Origin of the sequence: uncultured Lactobacillus sp. (assembly GCF_948948975.1) — a bacterium.
Lineage (GTDB): Bacteria > Bacillota > Bacilli > Lactobacillales > Lactobacillaceae > Lactobacillus.
This window is the reverse complement of the sequence record NZ_CARBVX010000010.1, coordinates 1-20,883: the sequence shown is the minus strand read 5'-3', so window position 1 is coordinate 20,883 and position 20,883 is coordinate 1. Positions and strand designations below refer to the sequence as shown.

General features: G+C 36.1%; 13 protein-coding genes and 1 tRNA gene. All 14 read left to right on the top strand.

The genetic code is table 11. The features are described 5' to 3' along the window. Nucleotide 1 precedes the first annotated feature (1 nt). The gene (locus Q9R40_RS05320; protein ID WP_304676800.1) at nucleotides 2-703 is read left to right on the top strand and encodes a glycosyltransferase family 32 protein; all 702 of its coding nucleotides are present in this window, start codon (nucleotides 2-4) and stop codon (nucleotides 701-703) included. After that, nucleotides 703-1,161: a SprT family protein gene (locus Q9R40_RS05315; RefSeq protein ID WP_297939861.1), complete on the top strand. Its 459-nt coding sequence runs from the start codon at nucleotides 703-705 to the stop codon at nucleotides 1,159-1,161. Before Q9R40_RS05320 ends, Q9R40_RS05315 begins: the two co-directional genes overlap by 1 nt. Before the next feature lie 57 nt (nucleotides 1,162-1,218). Beyond that, a tRNA-Leu gene (locus Q9R40_RS05310) sits at nucleotides 1,219-1,307 on the top strand. 70 nt (nucleotides 1,308-1,377) lie between these two features. Then, nucleotides 1,378-1,995, top strand: a complete 618-nt coding sequence (locus Q9R40_RS05305) for an ECF transporter S component (protein WP_304676796.1) — start codon at nucleotides 1,378-1,380, stop codon at nucleotides 1,993-1,995. Nucleotide 1,996: 1 nt separating this feature from the next. Continuing rightward, entirely contained in the window at nucleotides 1,997-2,623 is a 627-nt protein-coding gene (locus tag Q9R40_RS05300; protein ID WP_304676795.1) for a glycoside hydrolase family 73 protein, read from the top strand. A 97-nt stretch (nucleotides 2,624-2,720) separates the two neighbouring features. Beyond that, the gene (gene pcrA, locus Q9R40_RS05295; protein WP_304676791.1) at nucleotides 2,721-4,967 is read left to right on the top strand and encodes a DNA helicase PcrA; all 2,247 of its coding nucleotides are present in this window, start codon (nucleotides 2,721-2,723) and stop codon (nucleotides 4,965-4,967) included. Nucleotides 4,968-5,005: 38 nt separating this feature from the next. Further along, complete coding sequence (ligA, locus tag Q9R40_RS05290) at nucleotides 5,006-7,012, top strand: NAD-dependent DNA ligase LigA (RefSeq protein ID WP_304676788.1); 2,007 nt, start codon at nucleotides 5,006-5,008, stop codon at nucleotides 7,010-7,012. 21 nt (nucleotides 7,013-7,033) lie between these two features. Then, nucleotides 7,034-8,173: a CamS family sex pheromone protein gene (locus Q9R40_RS05285; protein WP_297939847.1), complete on the top strand. Its 1,140-nt coding sequence runs from the start codon at nucleotides 7,034-7,036 to the stop codon at nucleotides 8,171-8,173. A 10-nt stretch (nucleotides 8,174-8,183) separates the two neighbouring features. Further along, a complete protein-coding gene (gatC, locus tag Q9R40_RS05280) occupies nucleotides 8,184-8,486 on the top strand; it encodes an Asp-tRNA(Asn)/Glu-tRNA(Gln) amidotransferase subunit GatC (RefSeq protein ID WP_004897863.1) in 303 nt (100 codons plus the stop codon). Further along, nucleotides 8,486-9,925 (top strand): Asp-tRNA(Asn)/Glu-tRNA(Gln) amidotransferase subunit GatA, encoded by a 1,440-nt coding sequence (gene gatA / locus Q9R40_RS05275; RefSeq protein ID WP_023599883.1) that lies wholly within the window; start codon nucleotides 8,486-8,488, stop codon nucleotides 9,923-9,925. Before gatC ends, gatA begins: the two co-directional genes overlap by 1 nt. Before the next feature lie 3 nt (nucleotides 9,926-9,928). Continuing rightward, nucleotides 9,929-11,359, top strand: coding sequence for an Asp-tRNA(Asn)/Glu-tRNA(Gln) amidotransferase subunit GatB (gene gatB, locus Q9R40_RS05270; RefSeq protein ID WP_260317184.1), 1,431 nt, complete (start codon nucleotides 9,929-9,931; stop codon nucleotides 11,357-11,359). Between the two features lie 23 nt (nucleotides 11,360-11,382). Further along, on the top strand, nucleotides 11,383-12,291 hold the full coding sequence (locus Q9R40_RS05265; protein WP_304676782.1) for a diacylglycerol kinase family lipid kinase: 909 nt from the start codon (nucleotides 11,383-11,385) through the stop codon (nucleotides 12,289-12,291). 257 nt (nucleotides 12,292-12,548) lie between these two features. After that, nucleotides 12,549-13,364, top strand: a complete 816-nt coding sequence (locus Q9R40_RS05260; protein WP_304676780.1) for a Cof-type HAD-IIB family hydrolase — start codon at nucleotides 12,549-12,551, stop codon at nucleotides 13,362-13,364. A 338-nt stretch (nucleotides 13,365-13,702) separates the two neighbouring features. Then, nucleotides 13,703-20,883: hypothetical protein (locus tag Q9R40_RS05255; RefSeq protein WP_304676777.1), on the top strand; the 7,181-nt coding region annotated here is incomplete at its 3' end.

Below are 20,883 nucleotides of genomic sequence, written 5' to 3'. Positions count from 1 at the left end.
AATGATTCCTAAAAAAATCCATTATATTTGGGTGGGAAATCACCCTAAATCACCTTTAATTGAAGAATGCATTGCAACCTGGAAAAATAAATTACCGGATTATGAAATTATTGAATGGAATGAAAATAATTTCAACGTACATGGAAATAAGTATATTGAACAAGCCTATGAGGCCAAAAAGTGGGCATTTGTTTCTGACTATATTAGGGCCCGTGTGATTTATGAACAAGGGGGTATTTACTTAGATACAGATGTTAGAGTACTTAAGAAATTAGATCCGCTTTTGAATAATCGGGCGTTTATTGGTTTTGAAAACAATAATTACTTGTCGGCTGCTATTTTTGGTGCTGAAATGAATCATCCTTTTATGAAAGATATTCTTAATTATTACAATAATCGAGATTTTACTTTTGATAAGAATGATCAAATGGCAGGCGTAAATAGTATTTCAGTAACTGATATTTTAAAAGAAAAATACGGTTTAAAGACAGGCAATAAGGAACAAATATTAAAAGAAGGGCTCCATGTTTATCCGGATGGATTTCTGTGTAATCCAAGCAAGGATTCGTATTCCATTCACTTGTTTACTGGAACATGGATAGATGGGAAACAGTCTTTAAAACAAAAAATTGTGACTGATTTAAAGAGAAGGATATCTTCTCCAAAACAAGCTGGGATATATCAAAAATTAATACGAAAATAATGAATCAAGCAGAGTTACAAAAATTAGTAAAAGAAATTTCTTTACAGTATTTTCATGTTCCGTTTAAGCATGAAGTTAAAATCAATAATCGAATGACAACGACGGGCGGAAGATACTTTTTAAATGACCATCATATTGATATTAACGGCCATTTTTTAGAGAAAAAGTATCATGCAGATTTAATTGGAATAATTAAGCATGAGTTAACGCATTATCATTTGCATTTAGCGGGTCGCGGTTATCAACATCGTAATCGTGATTTTAAGAATTTGCTTGCGGCTGTTGGAGGCAGTCGCTATACACCAGATATTGGTTTAAGACGAAGCCAAAATCGAAACTATATTTATGAATGCAAAGATTGCCATTTTAAATATCCTCGTGTTCGCAAAGTAAATACAAAAAAATATAGGTGCGGCAGATGCGGCGGAAGACTAACATTAATCAGAGAAAAGAAATAAAAAATTTGAATTTTCATTTGCTAAAAGAAAAATTATCTGGTATATTATTTAAGTACCGCGGGCGTGGCGGAATGGCAGACGCGCAAGACTAAGGATCTTGTGATCGCTTTTAGATCGTGGAAGTTCGAGTCTTCTCGCCCGCACCACTAAGAAAAGGAAGTCGCAAATGCGGCTTCCTTTTTTGTTAAAGTTATAATTAATAAAGTAGGAAAGACTATGATTAATAAGAAGACTTTTAGAATTGCTATCAGTGCTATTTTTATTGCAATCATTTTAGTTCAGACCTTTGTCCCTTATATTGGTTACATCCGTATTTTGCCGGGCTTGCCTTCAATTACAACTATTCCTTTAACAGTTGCGTTGGCCGGATGTTTAATGGGACCAGGATTTGGAACATCAATTGGTTTATTTTGGGGATTCTTGAGTATGTTTGTTGCATATACACAGCCCGGTGACATTGTCAGCATGCTTTTATTCCGAAATATTCTTATTGCTTTAGTTCCTCGGACAGCTGCAGGTTTTATTGCGGGAATGATTGGACAAGCTGCAAAGGACGATTCAAAATTTCAAAAGACTATTGTTTATACAATCACGGGATTATGTACTTCTTTGACTAATACACTCCTTGTAGTTGGTATTACTAGTCTTTGGTACATGAAGGATCCGTCTGTTTTACTTCATTCATTAGGTCAAACTCAAAATTCAGCTCCTTTAGTTGCCATTTTAATTAGTGTTTTAGGTATTAATGGTATTGTAGAAGCAATATTTACCGCTGTTCTTACACCAGCAATTGTGATGCCTTTGAAACAAGTAATGAAAAGGAAGATAAGTTAAAATGTCGCGTAGACGCCGTCACAAAAATATTCAGTATGTAATTGCAAGAGCATTTGCAATTTGCTTTACTTTGGTAATAATTTTATCAGGCTTTTTGTACTGGCGTCAGCAAGCTGTGAATAATGAACGATTACGTCAGGCACAATTAGAAAAAGAACGATCTCTTCAAAGCAAAGAAAAGTTTATTAAAGTAGTAGCTCCAATTGCCCAAAGGACTGACAAGCCTTATGGACTCTTTCCAAGTGTTACAATCGCGCAGGCTTGTTTGGAAAGTAATTTTGGTCAAAGTGAGCTTTCTAGAAAATATAATAATTTATTTGGCGTTAAGGGAACAGATCCTAATACAAGTCGCGAGTTAACGACTTCTGAATTTGTTAATGATCATTGGGAAACCGTTACGGGGCGTTTTCGAGTTTACGATACTTATGAAGAATCAATTGAGGCACATACACGTCTATTTGTGAATGGGACTACTTGGAATAGCAACCAATATCAGCATGTTTTAGCTGCCAAAGATTATGCCACGCAAGCGCAAGCATTAGAAACAGATGGATATGCGACAGATCCAGGTTATGCAAAAAAATTAATTGATATAATTAAAGAATTCAATTTAACACAGTATGATTAAACTAAAAACGACAATAGTTAAGTAAATGCTATTGTCGTTTTTTGTTATAATAGACAAGTCTATTTTAGCGTTTGAGTTAACAGAAAAGGAAGAAGCAATGAGCGAAGAAACAATTCTTGCAGGATTAAATCCTCAGCAGAAAAAAGCTGTGCAGTGTACTGAAGGTCCACTTTTAGTAGTTGCTGGAGCTGGTAGTGGAAAAACATCAGTTTTAACACGTCGAATTGCCTATTTAATTGAAGAAAAGGGCGTTGCGCCATGGAATGTTTTAGCCATTACTTTTACTAATAAGGCTGCAACTGAAATGAAAGAACGTGTCCAAAAGTTATTAGGACCAGCAGCAGATAGTGTTTGGATGTCAACTTTTCATGCGTTATGTGTCCGTATTTTACGTCGTGATGCAGAAAAAATTGGCTACTCTAATAATTTTTCAATTGCTGATTCTGCAGAACAATTGACACTAATTAAACGAATTGAAAAGGATCTTAATATTAATCCTAAAATGTATGATCCAAAAGCAATTTTAGGTGCTATTTCGAATGGAAAAAATGATTTACTTACTCCAAAAGATTTTAAGGAGCAAGCAGCTAGTCCATTTGAAAAGATAACAGCCCAAGTGTATAGCGAATATCAACATCGCTTAAAGCGTGATCAAATTATGGATTTTGATGATTTAATTATGCAAACGCTAGTCTTGTTTAAGAAGGACAAAGAAACTTTGCATTATTATCAAAATAAATTCCGCTATATTTTAGTCGATGAGTACCAGGATACGAATGAAGCACAGTATCAACTTTGTGTTGCTCTAGCTGCTCAATATAAAAATATTTGTGTTGTTGGGGATGCAGATCAGTCGATCTATGGTTGGCGCGGAGCTAACATGGAAAATATTCTTAATTTTGAGCACGATTACCAAGATGATGAAGTTACTACTATTAAACTGGAGCAAAATTACCGCTCTACTGGCCATATTCTTGATGCAGCTAACTCGGTGATTAAGAATAATATGAAACGTAAACCTAAGAAACTTTGGACTGATAAGGGCGCTGGCGATAAAATTAATTACTACCGTGCTCAAAGTGGAAATGATGAAGCACTGTTTATCATTTCAAAGATTAAAGAGGAAATAAAAGAACATCAAAGAGACTACAAGGATTTTGCTGTTCTTTATCGGACCAATGCTCAATCACGTAATGTCGAAGAAGCGCTAGTTAAAGCTAATATTCCGTATCGGATTGTTGGAGGACATAAGTTCTACGATCGAAAAGAAATTAAAGATATTTTGGCTTATTTAAAAGTTGTCGCAAATCCTGCGGATTCAATGAGTTTTAATCGAATTATTAATGTACCAAAACGTGGTTTGGGTCCGACTACGATGGCAAAGTTTAACGGCTTTGCTAATGATAATGACTTTACAGTAGAAGAGACGTTTAAGAACTTGAGCTTAGCACCAATTACGGGTCGTCCTGCTAAAACTCTAGCTACTTTTGGAACTGCCCTAAAAGATGCGATTGAATATAGCAAGACGCATGGCGTAACAGGTTTAACGGAAAAAATATTAGCAGATTTTGGATACAAAGAAGCTTTAGAAAATGAACATACAATTGAAGCAGATACTAGATTAGAAAACTTAAATGAATTTCTGACTGTTACTAAGCGTTTTGATGATAATTATGAGCCCGAAGATGAGAATTCAACAGCTTTAGGTGATTTTCTTTCAGAAATTTCATTATTAAGTGATCAAGATGATTTAGAAAATCAAGATAACCAAGTTGCATTGATGACTCTTCATGCTGCAAAGGGATTAGAGTTTCCAGTGGTCTTCTTGGTTGGAATGGAAGAGGGGCTCTTCCCACTTTCAAGAGCAGCAGAAGATCCAAGTGAACTTGAAGAAGAACGTCGACTAGCCTATGTCGGAATTACGCGTGCTGAGAAGAAACTCTACATAACCAATGCTTTTTCTAGAATGATGTACGGTCGCCCGCAACGTAATCAACCATCACGCTTTATTGATGAGATTGAAGATAAGGATTTAGAATTGGTTAACCCAATGCCATCTAATTCTGTCATATCTGTTCCTTTTGCTGTTAATAGAAAGAAACAAGCTAACTCTCATGTTTACCTTCCAAAGATTACAATTGAGGAGGCTAAGAAAGCAACTGGTGCAGTTGGAGCTGAGAAAAAGTCCTGGAATGTTGGTGACCAAGTTTTCCATAAGTCATGGGGAAAAGGCGTTGTAGTTAAAGTTAACGGTACTGGTGAAGATATGGAATTAGATATTGCTTTTGCTAGCCAAGGAGTAAAACGTCTTTTAGCTGCCTTTGCACCGATTAAAAAGATATAATGAAATAGGACAGCTTGAATTAGAGAGGAGCTAATATAATGGCAGTTTTAACTCATAATGAGGCTTCTCAGAAAGTCGATGAATTAAGAAAAAAACTTGATAAATGGGCAGATGATTATTATTCAAAAGACGCTCCAGTAGTTGAAGATGCAGTATATGATAAGACCTATCAGGAATTAGTAGAATTAGAAGAGCAATTTCCTGACTTAGTAACTGCTAATTCAATTACCCAAAGAGTTGGTGGAGAGATTAAAAGCGATCTTTCTAAAGTTGAGCATCTCGTTCCAATGCTTTCAATGGGGGATGTTTTCTCAAAAGAAGAGCTCAAAGAATTTGACAAAAGAATTACGAAATTAGTTGGTCATCCAGTAGCTTATAATGTGGAATTAAAAATTGATGGATTATCTTTATCCTTAGAATATACTAATGGAAAATTAACACGTGCTTCTACAAGAGGAAATGGTCGTGTTGGTGAAGATGTGACAGCTAATGCCAAATTTATTAAAGATATTCCGCAAACTTTACCTGAACCTTTAACAACTGAGGTTCGTGGTGAATGCTACATGGAGAAAGAAGCATTTGCAACCTTAAATGCAGAACGTGATGAAAAAGGAGAGCAAGTTTTTGCTAATCCTCGAAATGCTGCTGCTGGTTCTTTAAGACAATTAGATGCTCGAATTACTAAAAAAAGAAATTTAAGTACTTTTATTTATACTTGGGTTAATCCACCAAGAAACATTACAAGTCAACATCAAGCGATTGATGAAATGAATCGATTAGGATTTCATACTAATCAGTCTGGACGACGTTTTGAATCAATGGACGAAGTATTTAAGTTTATTGATGAATATACCGCTAAACGTAATGATTTAAGTTATGGAATTGATGGTATTGTTTTAAAAGTTGACGACTTAAGTTTACAAAATGAACTGGGTAATACTGTAAAAGTACCTCGCTGGGAAATTGCCTATAAGTTTCCACCAGAAGAGCAAGAGACTGTAGTTAGAAATATTGAATGGACAGTTGGCCGAACTGGAGTAGTAACACCTACTGCAGTAATGGATCCCGTACAGCTTGCTGGAACCATTGTATCTCGTGCGTCTTTACATAATCCAGACTATCTGAGAGAAAAAGGCGTAAGAATTGGCGATACAGTTAAATTGCATAAAGCTGGAGATATTATTCCAGAAATTTCTAGTGTCGTTTTAAGTAAGAGACCTAAAGATAGTAAACCTTATGAAATTCCAAATGTTTGTCCTTCATGCGGGGAAACTTTAGTTCATTTGCAAGATGAAGTAGCGCTTCGTTGTATTAACCCGATGTGTCCAGCTCAAGTTGAAGAAGGAATAATCCATTTTGCTTCACGTGGAGCGATGAATATCATGGGACTTGGTCCGAGAATTGTAAAACAATTAATTAACAAAGGATTTATTAATGATGTAGCTGATTTATATCACCTAACACCGGACCAACTAGGACAATTAGATCATTTTAAGGAAAAATCGATTGATAATTTATTATCTTCTATTGAAAATAGTAAGCAGAATTCTGCGGAATTGTTACTATACGGCTTAGGAATTGATCATGTTGGTGCAAAGGCCGCTAGGTTAATTTTGGAAAAATATAAAAATTTGGAAAAGGTTAGTCAATTAACAGTGCCAGAATTAACAAGTATCGATACAATAGGAGAGACGATTGCGGAATCATTAACGGCATATTTTAATCAACCGAGCGCACAGAAACTATTACAAGAGTTGCGTGATAGTGGGTTAAATATGAAATATTTAGGAACAGTTGAAGAAGAAGCACCAGATAATTTCTTTAAGGAAAAAACAGTAGTTTTAACTGGAAAATTGTCTGCTTTTACTCGAAGTGAATTCACCAAAAAGCTTCAAGATCTTGGTGCAAAAGTCACAGGGTCAGTTTCTAAAAAGACTGATTATTTGATCTATGGAGCAGACGCAGGCTCTAAAAAAGACAAAGCTGAAAAACTTCAAGTTCCAATGTTAACTGAACAAGAAGCAATTGCAAAAATTGAAAAATAAAGAATAAGAAGGAAAAATAAATTGAAAAGATTTTTGCAAATAGCACTACTATTAGCAACTGGGTTAAGTTTAAGTGCATGTGGCAATTTAAAAAATTCTGATCTTGCTAATAACCCTACTACTTCTACAACAAAGAAAAAAAGTTATCAAACTACTAGTACCAGTAAAAATGGGTACAATGTTCTTTTAAAAGATGGAGAATATGTGACTAGTCCAATTGGAGGAACAACGGAAAATACTAGTGATAATAATGTAGATGGTCGTGCTTTAGAATCTGGGTTAATTGATTTATCTCACAATACTTTTTCAAGTAGTAAGTATGTTTTTCAAGAAGGACAAAAAATCTCTGTTGCTGATGCTACTGATTGGCTAGGAAGAAAGTCTAAGAGTAATCCAGAAGGTCTAAATGCAGAAAAAAGTAATAAAAAGAATTCGTATAATCCAATTATTTTAGATCAAATTTTAGAACAAGATTTTTTGACTAAATCTAATTCTAGTTACAAAATGGATGGTATGAGTGTTGGGCTAGCTCTTAACTCGGTTGATTACTACCAAAAAGTTAAAGATGGTCCCCAATATCATAAAGATATTTCTCGTGCAGAACAGGAGACTTTTGGTAAAGAAGCAGCTAATAAATTAGTTTCGTATTTACGTAAAAAGAAGGGATTAAAAGATATCCCAATTTTGGTTGGACTTTTTAGTAAAACCAGTAAAGATTCTCTTGTAGGTGGAAATTACTTTGCATATGGAATTGCTAATGCAAATAGTAGTAAAATAAATGATTGGAAAACAGTCAATAATCGTAGTCAAGTGCTACCGACTGTTGGAAGTGAAAAAGCAATCAATTCTACTGATGCAGCTTCATTTAGTGATTTTAAAGCAGCTATTCAAGGTTACTTCCCTAATATTAGTGGGGTAACAGCGACTGTTCATTATCAAAATAAAACTTTGACACAAATGAACATTACTGTAACTACACAATTCTTTGGTTATGCGCAGATTGAGAGTTTTTCAAGACTTGTATTGTCAGCTGCGAAGAAGTACTTACCTAAGGATGCACCAATAGAAATTAAGATTAATTCTGTTAATGATACGCAGGCATTAATCGCTAAGAATTCCGCAGACGATAGTTATTATGTCCACGTCTTTGGCGGTGAATAGGAGGCAAACGGTGAAAATTACAAAAGATGAAATCAATCACGTTGCAGCACTATCTCGACTTGAGTTTGGTGAAGACGAAATTGATAAGTTTACTGAACAAATGGGTGACATTATCAATATGGCACATCAATTAGCCGAAGTTGATACTGAAGGAGTTCCTGAAACTGTTCAAGTTGTTGATCGAGAGACTGACTTTAGAGAAGACAAGCCTGAACATTGGGAAAGTCGCGCAGAATTAATGAAGAATGTTCCTGAAAAAGCTGATGGCTTCATTAAGGTGCCAGTAATTATTGATAAGGATGATAATGAATAATGAATTACTTAAATGAAAACATTGACTCATTAAATAAAAAATTACAAGATGGCGAAATAACAGCTGAAGACCTAGCTAAGGAAACAGTTAAAAATATTAAAGAAACAGACAAAAAGATTAATGCCTGGATTACTGTTGATGAAGACGCAAAGCCAGCAGAAAATTTAGATTTTAATAAAAATAAATTAGCTGGGATTCCTATTGCTATCAAGGATAATATCATTACTAATGGTATGAAGACTACAGCAGCTAGCCACATTCTTTACAACTATATGCCTGTTTATGATGCTACTGTAATTAGCAAATTAAAGAAGGCGCAAGCAACTTTTGTTGGTAAGACTAACATGGATGAATTTGCAATGGGTTCATCCACTGAACATTCTTACTATGGTGAAACACATAACCCATGGAACTTGGATAAAGTTCCTGGTGGTTCATCGGGTGGTTCTGCAGCTGCAGTTGCGAGCGGTGAAGTTGTTGCAGCTCTTGGATCAGATACTGGTGGTTCTATTCGTCAACCAGCTGCCTTCAATGGTATTTTTGGTATTAAACCAACCTACGGTAGAGTATCACGTTGGGGACTTATTGCTTTTGGTTCTTCATTGGATCAAATTGGTGTAATGAGTAAGCGTGTTAAGGATTCAGCTGAAGTATTAAACGTAATTGCTGGTCCTGATGAACATGATGCAACTGTTTCTGAACAAGAAGTACCTGATTACACTAGCTTCTTAGGCCAAGATGTTAAAGGCTTACGTGTGGCTGTTCCTAAGGAATACATGGATGCTGTTGACGGTGAAATGCGCGAAGTTATCCAAAAACAAATTGATGTTTTGAAGGATGCCGGTGCAATTATTAACGAAGTTTCATTGCCACATACTAAGTATGTTGTTCCTACTTACTACATTGTTGCTTCTAGTGAAGCTTCTTCAAACCTTCAAAGATATGATGGTATTCGTTATGGCTACCGTGCAAAGGACACTAAGAACTTATTAGATGTTTATGTAAAATCAAGAAGTGAAGGCTTTGGTGACGAAGTTAAGCGTCGTATTATGCTTGGTTCTTTTGCTTTATCAGCTGGTGCATATGATGAATTCTTCAAGAAGGCTGCACAAGTTAGAACATTAATTTGCCGCGACTTTGAAAAGATTTTTGAAGAAAATGATGTTATTGTTGGACCAACTACTACTGAGCCAGCATTTGGTATTGGTGAAGAAATTTCTGATCCAATTAAGATGTACAATAATGATATTTTAACTATTTCAGCTAACTTGGCTGGTATTCCAGCAGCTAGTGTACCTGCAGGTTTAGTTGATGGTATGCCTGCTGGTCTTCAAATTATGGCTAAGCGTTTTGATGAAGGAAATGTATTTAAAGTTGCTGATTTCATTGAACGTAATAATAAATTCTACGAAAAAACACCTACAGGAATGGAGGATTAATTAATGAATTTTAAATCGACTATTGGTCTAGAAGTCCACTTCGAATTAAAAACAAAGAGTAAGATTTTTTCTCCATCACCAGTTAGTTATGGTGCTGAAGCAAATACTGAAACTAATGTTATTGACTGGGCTATGCCTGGTGTCTTACCTCGTTTAAACAAAGACGTTTACCGTCTTGGAATTATGGTTGCTTTAGCAACTCATTCACATGTTTTACCAGTAACTCACTTTGATCGTAAGAACTATTTCTACCCAGATAACCCTAAAGCTTACCAGATTACTCAATTCTTCCAACCACTTGCTCGTGATGGTTATATCGAAATTGAAGTTCGTGGTAAGAAAAAGCGTATTGGTATCCATGAAATGCACATTGAAGAAGATGCTGGTAAGAACACACACGGTGCTAACGGTTATTCATACGTTGACTTAAACCGTCAGGGAGTCCCTCTTCTTGAAGTTGTTTCTGAACCTGATATGGAAGACCCAGAAGAAGCTTATGCATATTTGACTAAATTACGTCAAATTGTTCAATTTACTGGTGCTTCTGACGTTAAGATGGAAGAAGGCTCAATGCGTGTTGATACCAACATTTCTATCCGTCCTGCAGGTCAAGAAAAGCTTGGTACCAAGGTTGAAATGAAGAACTTGAACTCATTTGACCACGTACGTCGTTCTCTTGCTTATGAAGAAAAACGTCAACAACAAGTGTTACTTTCTGGCGGTAGAGTTCAACTTTCTACTCGTCGTTTTGATGAAGCTACTGGTAAGACTGTCCTAGAACGTGTTAAGGAAGGGGATGCAGACTACCGCTACTTCCCAGAACCAGATATTGCTCCTTACCATATTAAGCAAAGCTGGATTGACGAAATTGAAAAGAGTTTACCTGAATCACCATTTGAACGTCGTAAGCGTTACGTTGAAGAATATGGTATTAAGGAATACGATGCAGACGTTATTTTGCAAACTAAGGAATCAAGTGATTTCTACGATGCAGCCGTTACTGCTGGTGCAGATCCAACTTTAGCTGCTAACTGGTTAAACACTCAAGTTAATGGTTACTTGAATGAAAATCAAGTTGGCATTGCGGATATTAAGTTGACGCCAGAACACTTAGCCGAAATGATCAAGATGATCAAAGATGGTACTATTTCATCTAAGATTGCGAAGAAAGTCTTTAAGGAATCTATTGAAAATGGTACTGATCCTAAGAAATACGTTGAAGATAAGGGTATGGTTCAATTATCTGACGTTTCTGTTCTTGGGCCAATGGTAACTAAGGTTGTTGATGATAACCCACAATCTGTTGAAGACTTTAAGAATGGTAAAGATCGTGCGATTGGATTCTTGGTTGGTCAAATCATGAAACAAACTCGTGGTAAAGCTAATCCTAAAGTTGTTAACCAATTGCTTAACAAGGAACTTCAAAGTCGTTAATCATTTTAGGGAGGCGAGAGGCGATGACGAAAAAAGCACGATTGATCTATAATCCTGTTTCAGGTCATGAGCAGATGCTTCAAAATGTAGCAGATATTTTAAATGTATTAGAACAGGCTGGTTTTGAGGCCAGTGCTTTTAGAACTACGCCAGACCCTCTGTCTGCTCAAAATGAAGCAAGAAGATGTGCCTTAGCAGGTTTTGATTTGCTAGTTGGGGCTGGTGGAGACGGTACTATCAACGAGGTAGTTAATGGAGTTGCTCCATTAGAAAAAAGCCCCAAGCTTGCTGTTATTCCAGCGGGAACCACTAATGATTTTGCTCGCGCATTAAAAATCCCTAGAGATAATTTAGTTGATGCAGCTAAGGTGATTTTGACAGGGAAAACACAAAAGATGGATATTGGGCGTGCCGGTAAGCAATATTTTATGAATATTGCTGCTAGTGGTTCATTAACTGAGCTTACTTATGGTGTGCCATCAGAAGTGAAATCCGTCCTTGGTTATAGCGCGTATTTGCTTAAGGGGGCAGAAATGCTACCAAAAATCAGTAGCAATAAGATGCGTTTAACCTATGATGAGGGAGTCTATGAGGGAGACTTATCAATGTTTCTTTTAGGGATGACCAATTCAATTGGCGGATTTGAGCGGATTATGCCAGATGCTCAATTATCAGATGGACTATTTCAGTTGATTGTAGTTAAAACTGCAAATCCAGTAGATGTTTTACGTTTAATGGCTATGGCTTTGAATGGAAATCATGTTAATGATCCACAGATTATCTATACTAAGACTAAAAATTTGAAAGTAGAATTATTAGGTGAGAGTAAAGATAAGGATCCGATTCCTGTGAATTTAGATGGTGAGATTGGTGGTCATTTACCAATTGATTTTGAAAATCTAAAGCAGCATATTGAATTTTATGTGGGTTAATATAAAATAGAGACTAATAATTTATTAGTCTCTATTTTTGTTGGAGAAAAAATTCATTCATAAATTAAATACAGATGTTAATGGAGTTGCTGAATGGGCAATCATTTTTTATACTTTTTTCCCTTAGTGGGCTTTATTGCTAGTCGGGTATATTTAATAAAGAAAAAATGAAAGCTAATGCAGTTTCCTTTTATGCACTAATGGGATTATTAATAAATGTAATTTTTTATATGATTTTTGGAAGATAGGGGTAATTTATGGCGGTAAAACTAATTGCAGTAGACTTAGATGGAACTTTACTAACCAGTGGAAATACAATTTCACCTGAAACGTTGAGAACTTTACAAGTGGCGCATGGGATGGGAATTAAAATTGTTCTTGCTTCTGGGCGTCCTCTCTCTGGGGTAATGCCTTTTGAAAATCAATTAGGACTTGAAGGAGCAGAAGAATATGCAGTAGTTTTTAACGGTGCTGTTGTACAAGATTTGTCTGGAAAAGTTTTAATGAGTCAAGAGATGAATTATCGTGACTTTGAAGTAATGCTTCGCTTGCAGAGACTTGCCCATGTGAACTTACATTTTGAAACAACTGAACGTTTCTGGACCTTAGATCGAGATCTCTCAGTACAAATGCAAATTAATGCTGCCTTAACTGATAATGAAATCAGAGTTCGTGAACGTAAAGAGATTCCGCAAGATTTTACCTTTAATAAGGTAGGATTTACTTGTGCAAAAGATAGTGATCAAGTTGAAAAACTATGGAATTCTATTCCCTACTGGGCTTTCGAATCCTATGATATAGTTCGTAGTTTAGATAACTGTATTGAGCTAAATGGGATTGGGGCTTCAAAAGGAAATGCTTTAATGGATTTGGCGCAACGTTTAAAAATTAGCCCCGAAGATGTCATGGTCTTTGGTGATCAAGGTAATGATGTTTCTATGTTTGAGAATCCAAGCTTTAAGAAGATTGCAATGGGAAATGCAATTGAAGATATTAAGGAAAAAGCTGATTTCGTAACCGATGATAATAATCATAATGGTATTGCAAAAGCTCTTAAAAAGTTTGTGATTTAAATGTAAGGATATACCTCTATAAAAATTAATAATTAAAAGAATACACGATTCTATGAGTAGCTGATTTTATAGAATAGTGTATTTTTTAATATTTTAATACTAGATTTTGGACTGATTAAAGTGCACTCTTTTTATATAATACATATTATTTTTAATGATAACTTTAAACTAATGAATAACAAAAATGTTATTTTTTTGTAGACACTATTGACGATGCTAAGTGCTTTTTCTTTAATTTAATTACAAATGATATATTATAAATGTGTATAGTAATGTATTATTTATGTGTTCTATTAATATTTATATAATTGTAATTTATGATATGGATTGGGAAAAGCATGGAAGAGAAAAATTTTAAAAATAAAAGAAAAGATAGTCAAAAGAAAAAATATGTAGACCCCAACAGATTAAAGGATCAGAGTGATAATTCAAAGTCCTATATTAAAGAACTTGCTGCATTAGCAGCAATTTTAGGTACCGGAACAACTGGTATTGCGATTTTACCCAATGATCGTGTATATGCAGCACAAACTTCTGTAGATGCTAAATCTCAAATTGTGGGATCAGTATCAGAAAGTACCAAAACTGGGGTTTCAAATCAAGTAAATAGTAAATCTACTGAAAAAGAAAATAGCATTAGTAATTCGGAAGCACAAAGTTCATCTACTTCTAAGAGTCTCAAAATTTCAGAAAGTGTTTCTGACTCTATAAGTCAGTCTGAAAGTATTTCCCGTATCGTATCCCAATCTCAGAGTTTCTCACATTCACTGAGTCAATCGGAAAGCATACTTAATTCTCTAAGTCTGGCCAAAAATAAATCAACAGAAAAAAGATCTAATACTCAAAAGATAAATAGATCCCATCTATCTTCTAATGAACATAGTACAGTATTAAAAAGTAATAAAAACGTTGAAGAGAATTCTACAGGTATTAATAGACCAGCTAATCCATCACGTGTAAGTGAATCTACAATTACTTCTGTATATACCTCACCTTCGAATAATATTCCAACTACATTGCAGGCGAGTTTAGATTTAAATAAAAATATCTCTTCTCTTGTCAATTTGCCTCTAGCTACGAATAATACAATTGAACGAAATAATTCGACTGCAAATTCTCAATTACCAATTGCTTTAGGTGCTAATTTTGTGACTTTAGCAACAACAAATGACACAGTTGTTAAACCTACTTTTTCTGGTACAGTGATGATTAAAAATGCTGATGGCAGTAATGTTAATGGAACAGACTTTAAAGATGGGGCTGTACCTACCTATACATTTCGCTTATCAACATATGGAGACTCTACCGTTACGAACCCTCAATTTATAATTATGATTCCCAAGGGATTTACTGCTACTACGGCTGATTTTTCTACTTTAACTAATAGCCAAGGCATTGATATCTTTAGCGGTGGAGGATTTGCAGGACCTTATAATGGAACATCGACAATAAAGGAACTAGGAAATTACGGTCCAAACGGTGAACAACTATTTATGATCACCTTAACTGGGGCAACACCAACTTGGGGGAATAACTTTGGTGGTCAAGTCAAATTAACTTTAGATGCAAATGCAAAAGGTGTAGTTTCGTATAATGTATATGGCGCTCCCTTTGTTTCTGAAGTATCTAATTATGCGGTAGCAAATGGAACAAGCCCCTATGGAGGTGGCTCGTATACTTTTAATGTAAATGGGCAAGCAATTGAGGTTGTTAAAAACTCTACTGGTATTAATAATCAACAAGGCTCGATTAATTATAGTCTTAACAACACTGTAGAATTACCTCAATTTACAGGAGTTGCTTCTTTCGGTAATTTAAATTCATCTGGTGCTTTTGTTTCTGGTAATAGTATTAACTACACGAGTAATACGCCACAGTCACAAATACCAACACTTTCTGTTCGTCTTTCTACACTTGGTAATTCTACAGTTAATAATCCACAATTTATTGTAATGATTCCTAAAGGTTTTACGTCGAGTACAACTGATTTTAGTTTAATAGACAAAAATGTTGGTAATTATTTTGGTGGTCAATTTAATGGATCTAATCAATATTCGCCAAGTAACTATTCAATTGAAGATTTAGGAAAAGTCGGACCAAATGGAGAGCAGTTGTTTAAAATCCAGTTAGACTTTAATCCTGGCTGGAATGTGGCACAGAATTTTGGTGGACAATTTAAATTAACACTAGATCCAACTCAGACAGGAACCTATAGCTATGGAAGCAATGGGGCTCCAATAGTTTCAGAACTTGCAAGTGATGCGAAACCAAGTGCATCAACAGATGCTAATTATACTTTTGTAGCTAATGGACAGAATATAGCCGTAGTAAAAAGTAGTGCCAGTTCGATTATTAACTATGCAATAAATACAAATTTGCTTCCTACATTTACAGGTACTGCAATTCTTGATGCAAATGGAAAAACGTACAGTGGAGATTCAGTGCCAACTTATAGTTTCCGTTTATCAACAACTGGGGAATCTACAGTTCAAAATCCTAAATTTATTGTAATGATACCCGATGGATTTACAGCTACTACAGATGACTTCAGTTTTGATACTAGTGGATATTCCGGTACGGCATCAGTTAAAGAGTTAGGCAATTATGGACCAAATGGAGAGCAACTCTTTGAAGTATCATTAACTGGGACAACGCCTAATTTTACAACTAATTCAGTAATGGGATCGGTTAAATTGAGTCCAAACTTTAATGGCAACACTGGTGGTAGTCACACTTATTCAAATGCAACTGCGCCTTTGGTAGCAGAAGTTTCTAACTATTCTAGTACAACCTATGGAACTTATACATTTAATACAAGTGATGGAGCGCTCAATGTTGTAAAAAGTCCACAAACTGTTAATTGGACTGATCCAAGTAATCAAGCTGCTAATAGTAGCGGAAGTGTTACTTATACAATACAGGTAGGGAAAGAGAAATTACCGACTACTGCCTATACCATCAGTAACCTTAAAGTAACACCAGTTGCTGGAGCAACAAGTAGTGATGCTGGATATGAACAGCTTGCCTTTTCACTCACTCCAAAACAAACTTTACAAGATGGTCAATATATTGATGTTCATTTGGGATTGCCAGATACTAATGGAAATATTGAAACTTACGATAGTAAATTAGCAGCCAATCTTCCTCTAATGACTCCTAATGGAGTGCAAATAGCCACTGCATATAATATGGGGACATATTATAGAATAGTTTTTAATTCTGCAGCAGCTGTGTATACTAGTGGGAATAATAAGTTAACTATTAATCCAATATTAAGATGGGGAAATCCACAGTCTCAACAACCATCTATTAGCACTAATCAAAGTAGTGACAATACCACTAATTTAGGAAAAGTCTATGTTTATCAATATACTGATGATGAATCTAAAAATGGAACTCTATTTGCTTATACTCCTACCAATGATGTAACAATCAATGGACAACATTACGCTAGTGGCCTTCACATTCAAGGGCAATATGTTTATGATAAGCAGTATCTTGACTATAATAACACTACTACAGCGGGGATTTTTTATAATAATAATAGAGTTTGGGGACCAAATAATAGTGTCTCTATAAATACTAATTGGGCTAATGCTATAGGTTTTAGGCTTGCTACTAGTGGAGCATCTACTTCTGAAGCCAATACGGGTTCTAATTTTGATATCACAATTACTGTAGGAAATAGTAAAGAATTTACTTATACTTGGCTTACGGACAGTCAGATGGAAGACCGGATTAAGAGCATCTATGCGTGGTATGTAAATAATGAATTAAGTAATGAAGTTGCCGGAAGTTCTCCTACAAATGTTTACTTGAAGAATGAAATAAATAAAGTTAGTCAAATGACTTCACTAGTTACAGTAACACATGAAGAAACCACTACAACTGATGGTGAAATTAAAATGGTTTATCATGTTCAAATTGCTGACTCTTCAATTAGATTAAAAGGATTGATTATTCCTTTAACAGTAAGTGCAAATGGTTTTACAATGCCAGATGATATCAAGTCATATCAGGAAGATCTTGATAAATCACCTACTGTAGATAAGAATAACTATGAAAATACTCCTGCTATGGGTGCAGCTACAAGTAATACAGCCTTACAAGAGGCGTTGCAAAATACGGCGCACCCGGTTATGACTATTACAAATAATGTTACGGGGGATACAGTTCCTTTACCAAACACTATAGATTGGAATACTTGGAAAGCTGGTATTGCCTATGGTGTTAACGGAGATGTTACCAACTCAAATGATTCTACTAATACACGAACTGCTACACTTGAATTTATTAATGATACTAATCCTTCAAATCCAATTACACTTACGCAAGCTACGAATAATTTTCAAGGACCTGCTGAAGGAAAAATTACTTTTTCAAATGCTACTGCGACATTAGAGGGTTTAGAAAGTGAAGGATATATTCTTGAAAAAGTTGTTGATAACCAAACTGGTCAAGTATTAACTCCACCAGATGGTGTATCTATAAGTGATTTAAGTAAATATGTATATGGATCATTGGGAGATGGTCCTAATAAATTTACTGTTTACTTACGTAAAATAGATACGGCAAGTATTAGTGCTTCACAAAGTGAGAGTACAGTAATATCTGAGAGCGAAAGCAGGAGCAACAGCCTAAGCAACGCAGTATCGATGAGCGAAAGCCTAAGTAACTCAGTGTCAATGAGCGAAAGCGTAAGTAACTCAGTAAGCATGAGTGAGAGCCTAAGCAACTCAGTATCAATGAGCGAAAGTCTAAGTAACTCAGTATCGATGAGCGAAAGTCTAAGTAACTCAGTATCGATGAGCGAAAGCTTAAGCAACTCAGTAAGCATGAGCGAGAGTTTAAGTAACTCAGTAAGCATGAGTGAGAGCCTAAGCAACTCAGTAAGCATGAGCGAAAGCTTGAGCAATTCAGTATCGATGAGCGAAAGTCTAAGTAACTCAGTATCGATGAGCGAAAGCTTAAGCAACTCAGTAAGCATGAGCGAGAGTTTAAGTAACTCAGTAAGCATGAGTGAGAGCCTAAGCAACTCAGTAAGCATGAGCGAAAGCTTGAGCAATTCAGTATCGATGAGCGAAAGCTTAAGTAACTCAGTAAGCATGAGTGAGAGCTTGAGCAACTCAGTATCGATGAGCGAAAGCTTGAGTAACTCAGTATCAATGAGTGAGAGCTTGAGCAACTCGGTATCAATGAGTGAAAGTTTGAGTAACTCAGTAAGTATGAGTGAAAGCCTAAGCAACTCAGTATCGATGAGTGAAAGCTTAAGTAACTCAGTAAGCATGAGCGACAGCTTAAGCAACTCAGTAAGCATGAGTGAAAGTTTGAGTAACTCAGTGTCCATGAGTGAAGGCTTGAGTAACTCAGTATCGATGAGCAAGAGCCTAAGCAACTCAGTAAGCATGAGTGAAAGCTTAAGCGACTCAGTAAGCATGAGCGAAAGCTTTAGCAACTCAGTATCAATGAGTGAAAGCTTATCTAACTCAGTATCAATGAGTGAGAGCCTAAGCAACTCAGTAAGCATGAGTGAGAGCTTAAGCAACTCAGTATCAATGAGCGAAAGTTTGAGTAACTCAGTATCGATGAGCGAGAACCTAAGCAACTCAGTATCAATGAGTGAAAGCTTATCTAACTCAGTAAGCATGAGCGAAAGTCTAAGTAACTCAGTAAGCATGAGTGAAAGCTTGAGTAACTCGGTATCAATGAGTGAAAGCTTAAGCGACTCAGTAAGCATGAGTGAGAGCTTAAGCAACTCAGTATCAATGAGCGAAAGCTTAAGTAACTCAGTATCAATGAGTGAGAGTTTGAGTAACTCAGTATCGATGAGCGAAAGTCTAAGTAACTCAGTATCGATGAGCGAGAGCTTAAGTAACTCAGTATCGATGAGCGGCAGCTTGAGTAACTCAGTAAGTATGAGCGAAAGCTTAAGTAACTCAGTAAGCATGAGCGAAAGTTTGAGTAACTCAGTAAGTATGAGTGAAAGTCTAAGCAACTCAGTAAGCATGAGTGAAAGTCTAAGTAACTCGGTAAGCATGAGTGAAAGCTTAAGTAACTCAGTAAGCATGAGTGAGAGCTTAAGTAACTCGGTATCGATGAGTGAGAGCTTAAGCAACTCAGTATCAATGAGCGATAGTCTAAGTAACTCAGTAAGCATGAGCGAAAGCTTGAGCAACTCAGTAAGCATGAGTGAAAGTTTAAGCAACTCAGTAAGCATGAGTGAGAGCTTAAGTAACTCAGTAAGTATGAGTGAGAGTTTGAGTAACTCAGTGTCAATGAGCGAGAGCTTGAGTAACTCAGTATCAATGAGTGAGAGCTTAAGTAACTCAGTGTCAATGAGCGAGAGCTTAAGCAACTCAGTAAGTATGAGTGAAAGTTTAAGCAACTCAATAAGCATGAGCGAGAGCTTAAGTAACTCAGTAAGTATGAGTGAAAGTTTAAGCAACTCAGTGTCAATGAGCGAGAGCTTAAGTAACTCAGTAAGTATGAGTGAGAGCTTAAGCAACTCAGTAAGCATGAGCGAGAGCTTAAGCAACTCAGTGTCAATGAGCGAAAGTTTGAGTAACTCAGTAAGTATGAGTGAAAGTTTGAGCAACTCAGTAAGCATGAGCGAGAGCTTAAGTAACTCAGTAAGCATGAGTGAGAGCTTAAGCAACTCAGTAAGCATGAGCGAAAGCTTGAGCAACTCAGTAAGTATGAGTGAAAGTTTAAGCAACTCAGTGTCAATGAGCGAGAGTTTAAGCAACTCAGTAAGCATGAGCGAAAGCTTGAGTAACTCGGTATCAATGAGTGACAGCTTAAGTAACTCAGTAAGCATGAGTGAAAGCTTAAGCAACTCAGTAAGCATGAGTGAGAGCATGAGTAACTCAGTATCGATGAGCGAAAGCTTAAGTAACTCAGTAAGCATGAGTGAGAGCATGAGCAACTCAGTATCAATGAGCGAAAGCTTAAGCAAATCAGTATCAATGAGTGAGAGTTTGAGTAACTCAGTATCAATGAGTGAAAGCTTGAGTAACTCAGTAAGCATGAGTGAGAGCATGAGTAACTCAGTGTCCATGAGCGACAGCTTAAGTAACTCAGTAAGCATGAGTGACAGCTTAAGTAACTCAGTAAGCATGAGTGAAAGCTTAAGTAACTCAGTAAGCATGAGTGAAAGTTTAAGCAACTCAGTGTCCATGAGCGACAGCTTAAGTAACTCAGTATCGATGAGCGAAAGCTTGAGTAACTCGGTATCAATGAGTGAAAGCTTAAGTAACTCAATAAGCATGAGTGAAAGCTTGAGTAACTCAGTAAGCATGAGTGAAAGCTTGAGCAACTCAGTAAGCATGAGTGAAAGCTTGAGTAACTCGGTATCAATGAGCGAAAGTTTGAGTAACTCAGTATCGATGAGCGAGAGCCTAAGCAACTCAGTAAGCATGAGCGAAAGCTTGAGCAACTCAGTATCAATGAGTGAAAGTTTAAGTAACTCAGTAAGCATGAGTGAAAGCTTAAGTAATTCGGTAAGCATGAGTGAGAGTTT

Coding starts and splice junctions, on each gene's coding strand:
- Q9R40_RS05300 (WP_304676795.1), top strand. CDS start 1,997: ATGTCGCGTAGACGCCGTCACAAAAATATTCAGTATGTAATTGCAAGA.
- Q9R40_RS05305 (WP_304676796.1), top strand. CDS start 1,378: ATGATTAATAAGAAGACTTTTAGAATTGCTATCAGTGCTATTTTTATT.
- Q9R40_RS05320 (WP_304676800.1), top strand. CDS start 2: ATGATTCCTAAAAAAATCCATTATATTTGGGTGGGAAATCACCCTAAA.
- pcrA (WP_304676791.1), top strand. CDS start 2,721: ATGAGCGAAGAAACAATTCTTGCAGGATTAAATCCTCAGCAGAAAAAA.
- ligA (WP_304676788.1), top strand. CDS start 5,006: ATGGCAGTTTTAACTCATAATGAGGCTTCTCAGAAAGTCGATGAATTA.
- gatA (WP_023599883.1), top strand. CDS start 8,486: ATGAATTACTTAAATGAAAACATTGACTCATTAAATAAAAAATTACAA.
- Q9R40_RS05260 (WP_304676780.1), top strand. CDS start 12,549: ATGGCGGTAAAACTAATTGCAGTAGACTTAGATGGAACTTTACTAACC.
- Q9R40_RS05265 (WP_304676782.1), top strand. CDS start 11,383: ATGACGAAAAAAGCACGATTGATCTATAATCCTGTTTCAGGTCATGAG.
- gatB (WP_260317184.1), top strand. CDS start 9,929: ATGAATTTTAAATCGACTATTGGTCTAGAAGTCCACTTCGAATTAAAA.
- Q9R40_RS05315 (WP_297939861.1), top strand. CDS start 703: ATGAATCAAGCAGAGTTACAAAAATTAGTAAAAGAAATTTCTTTACAG.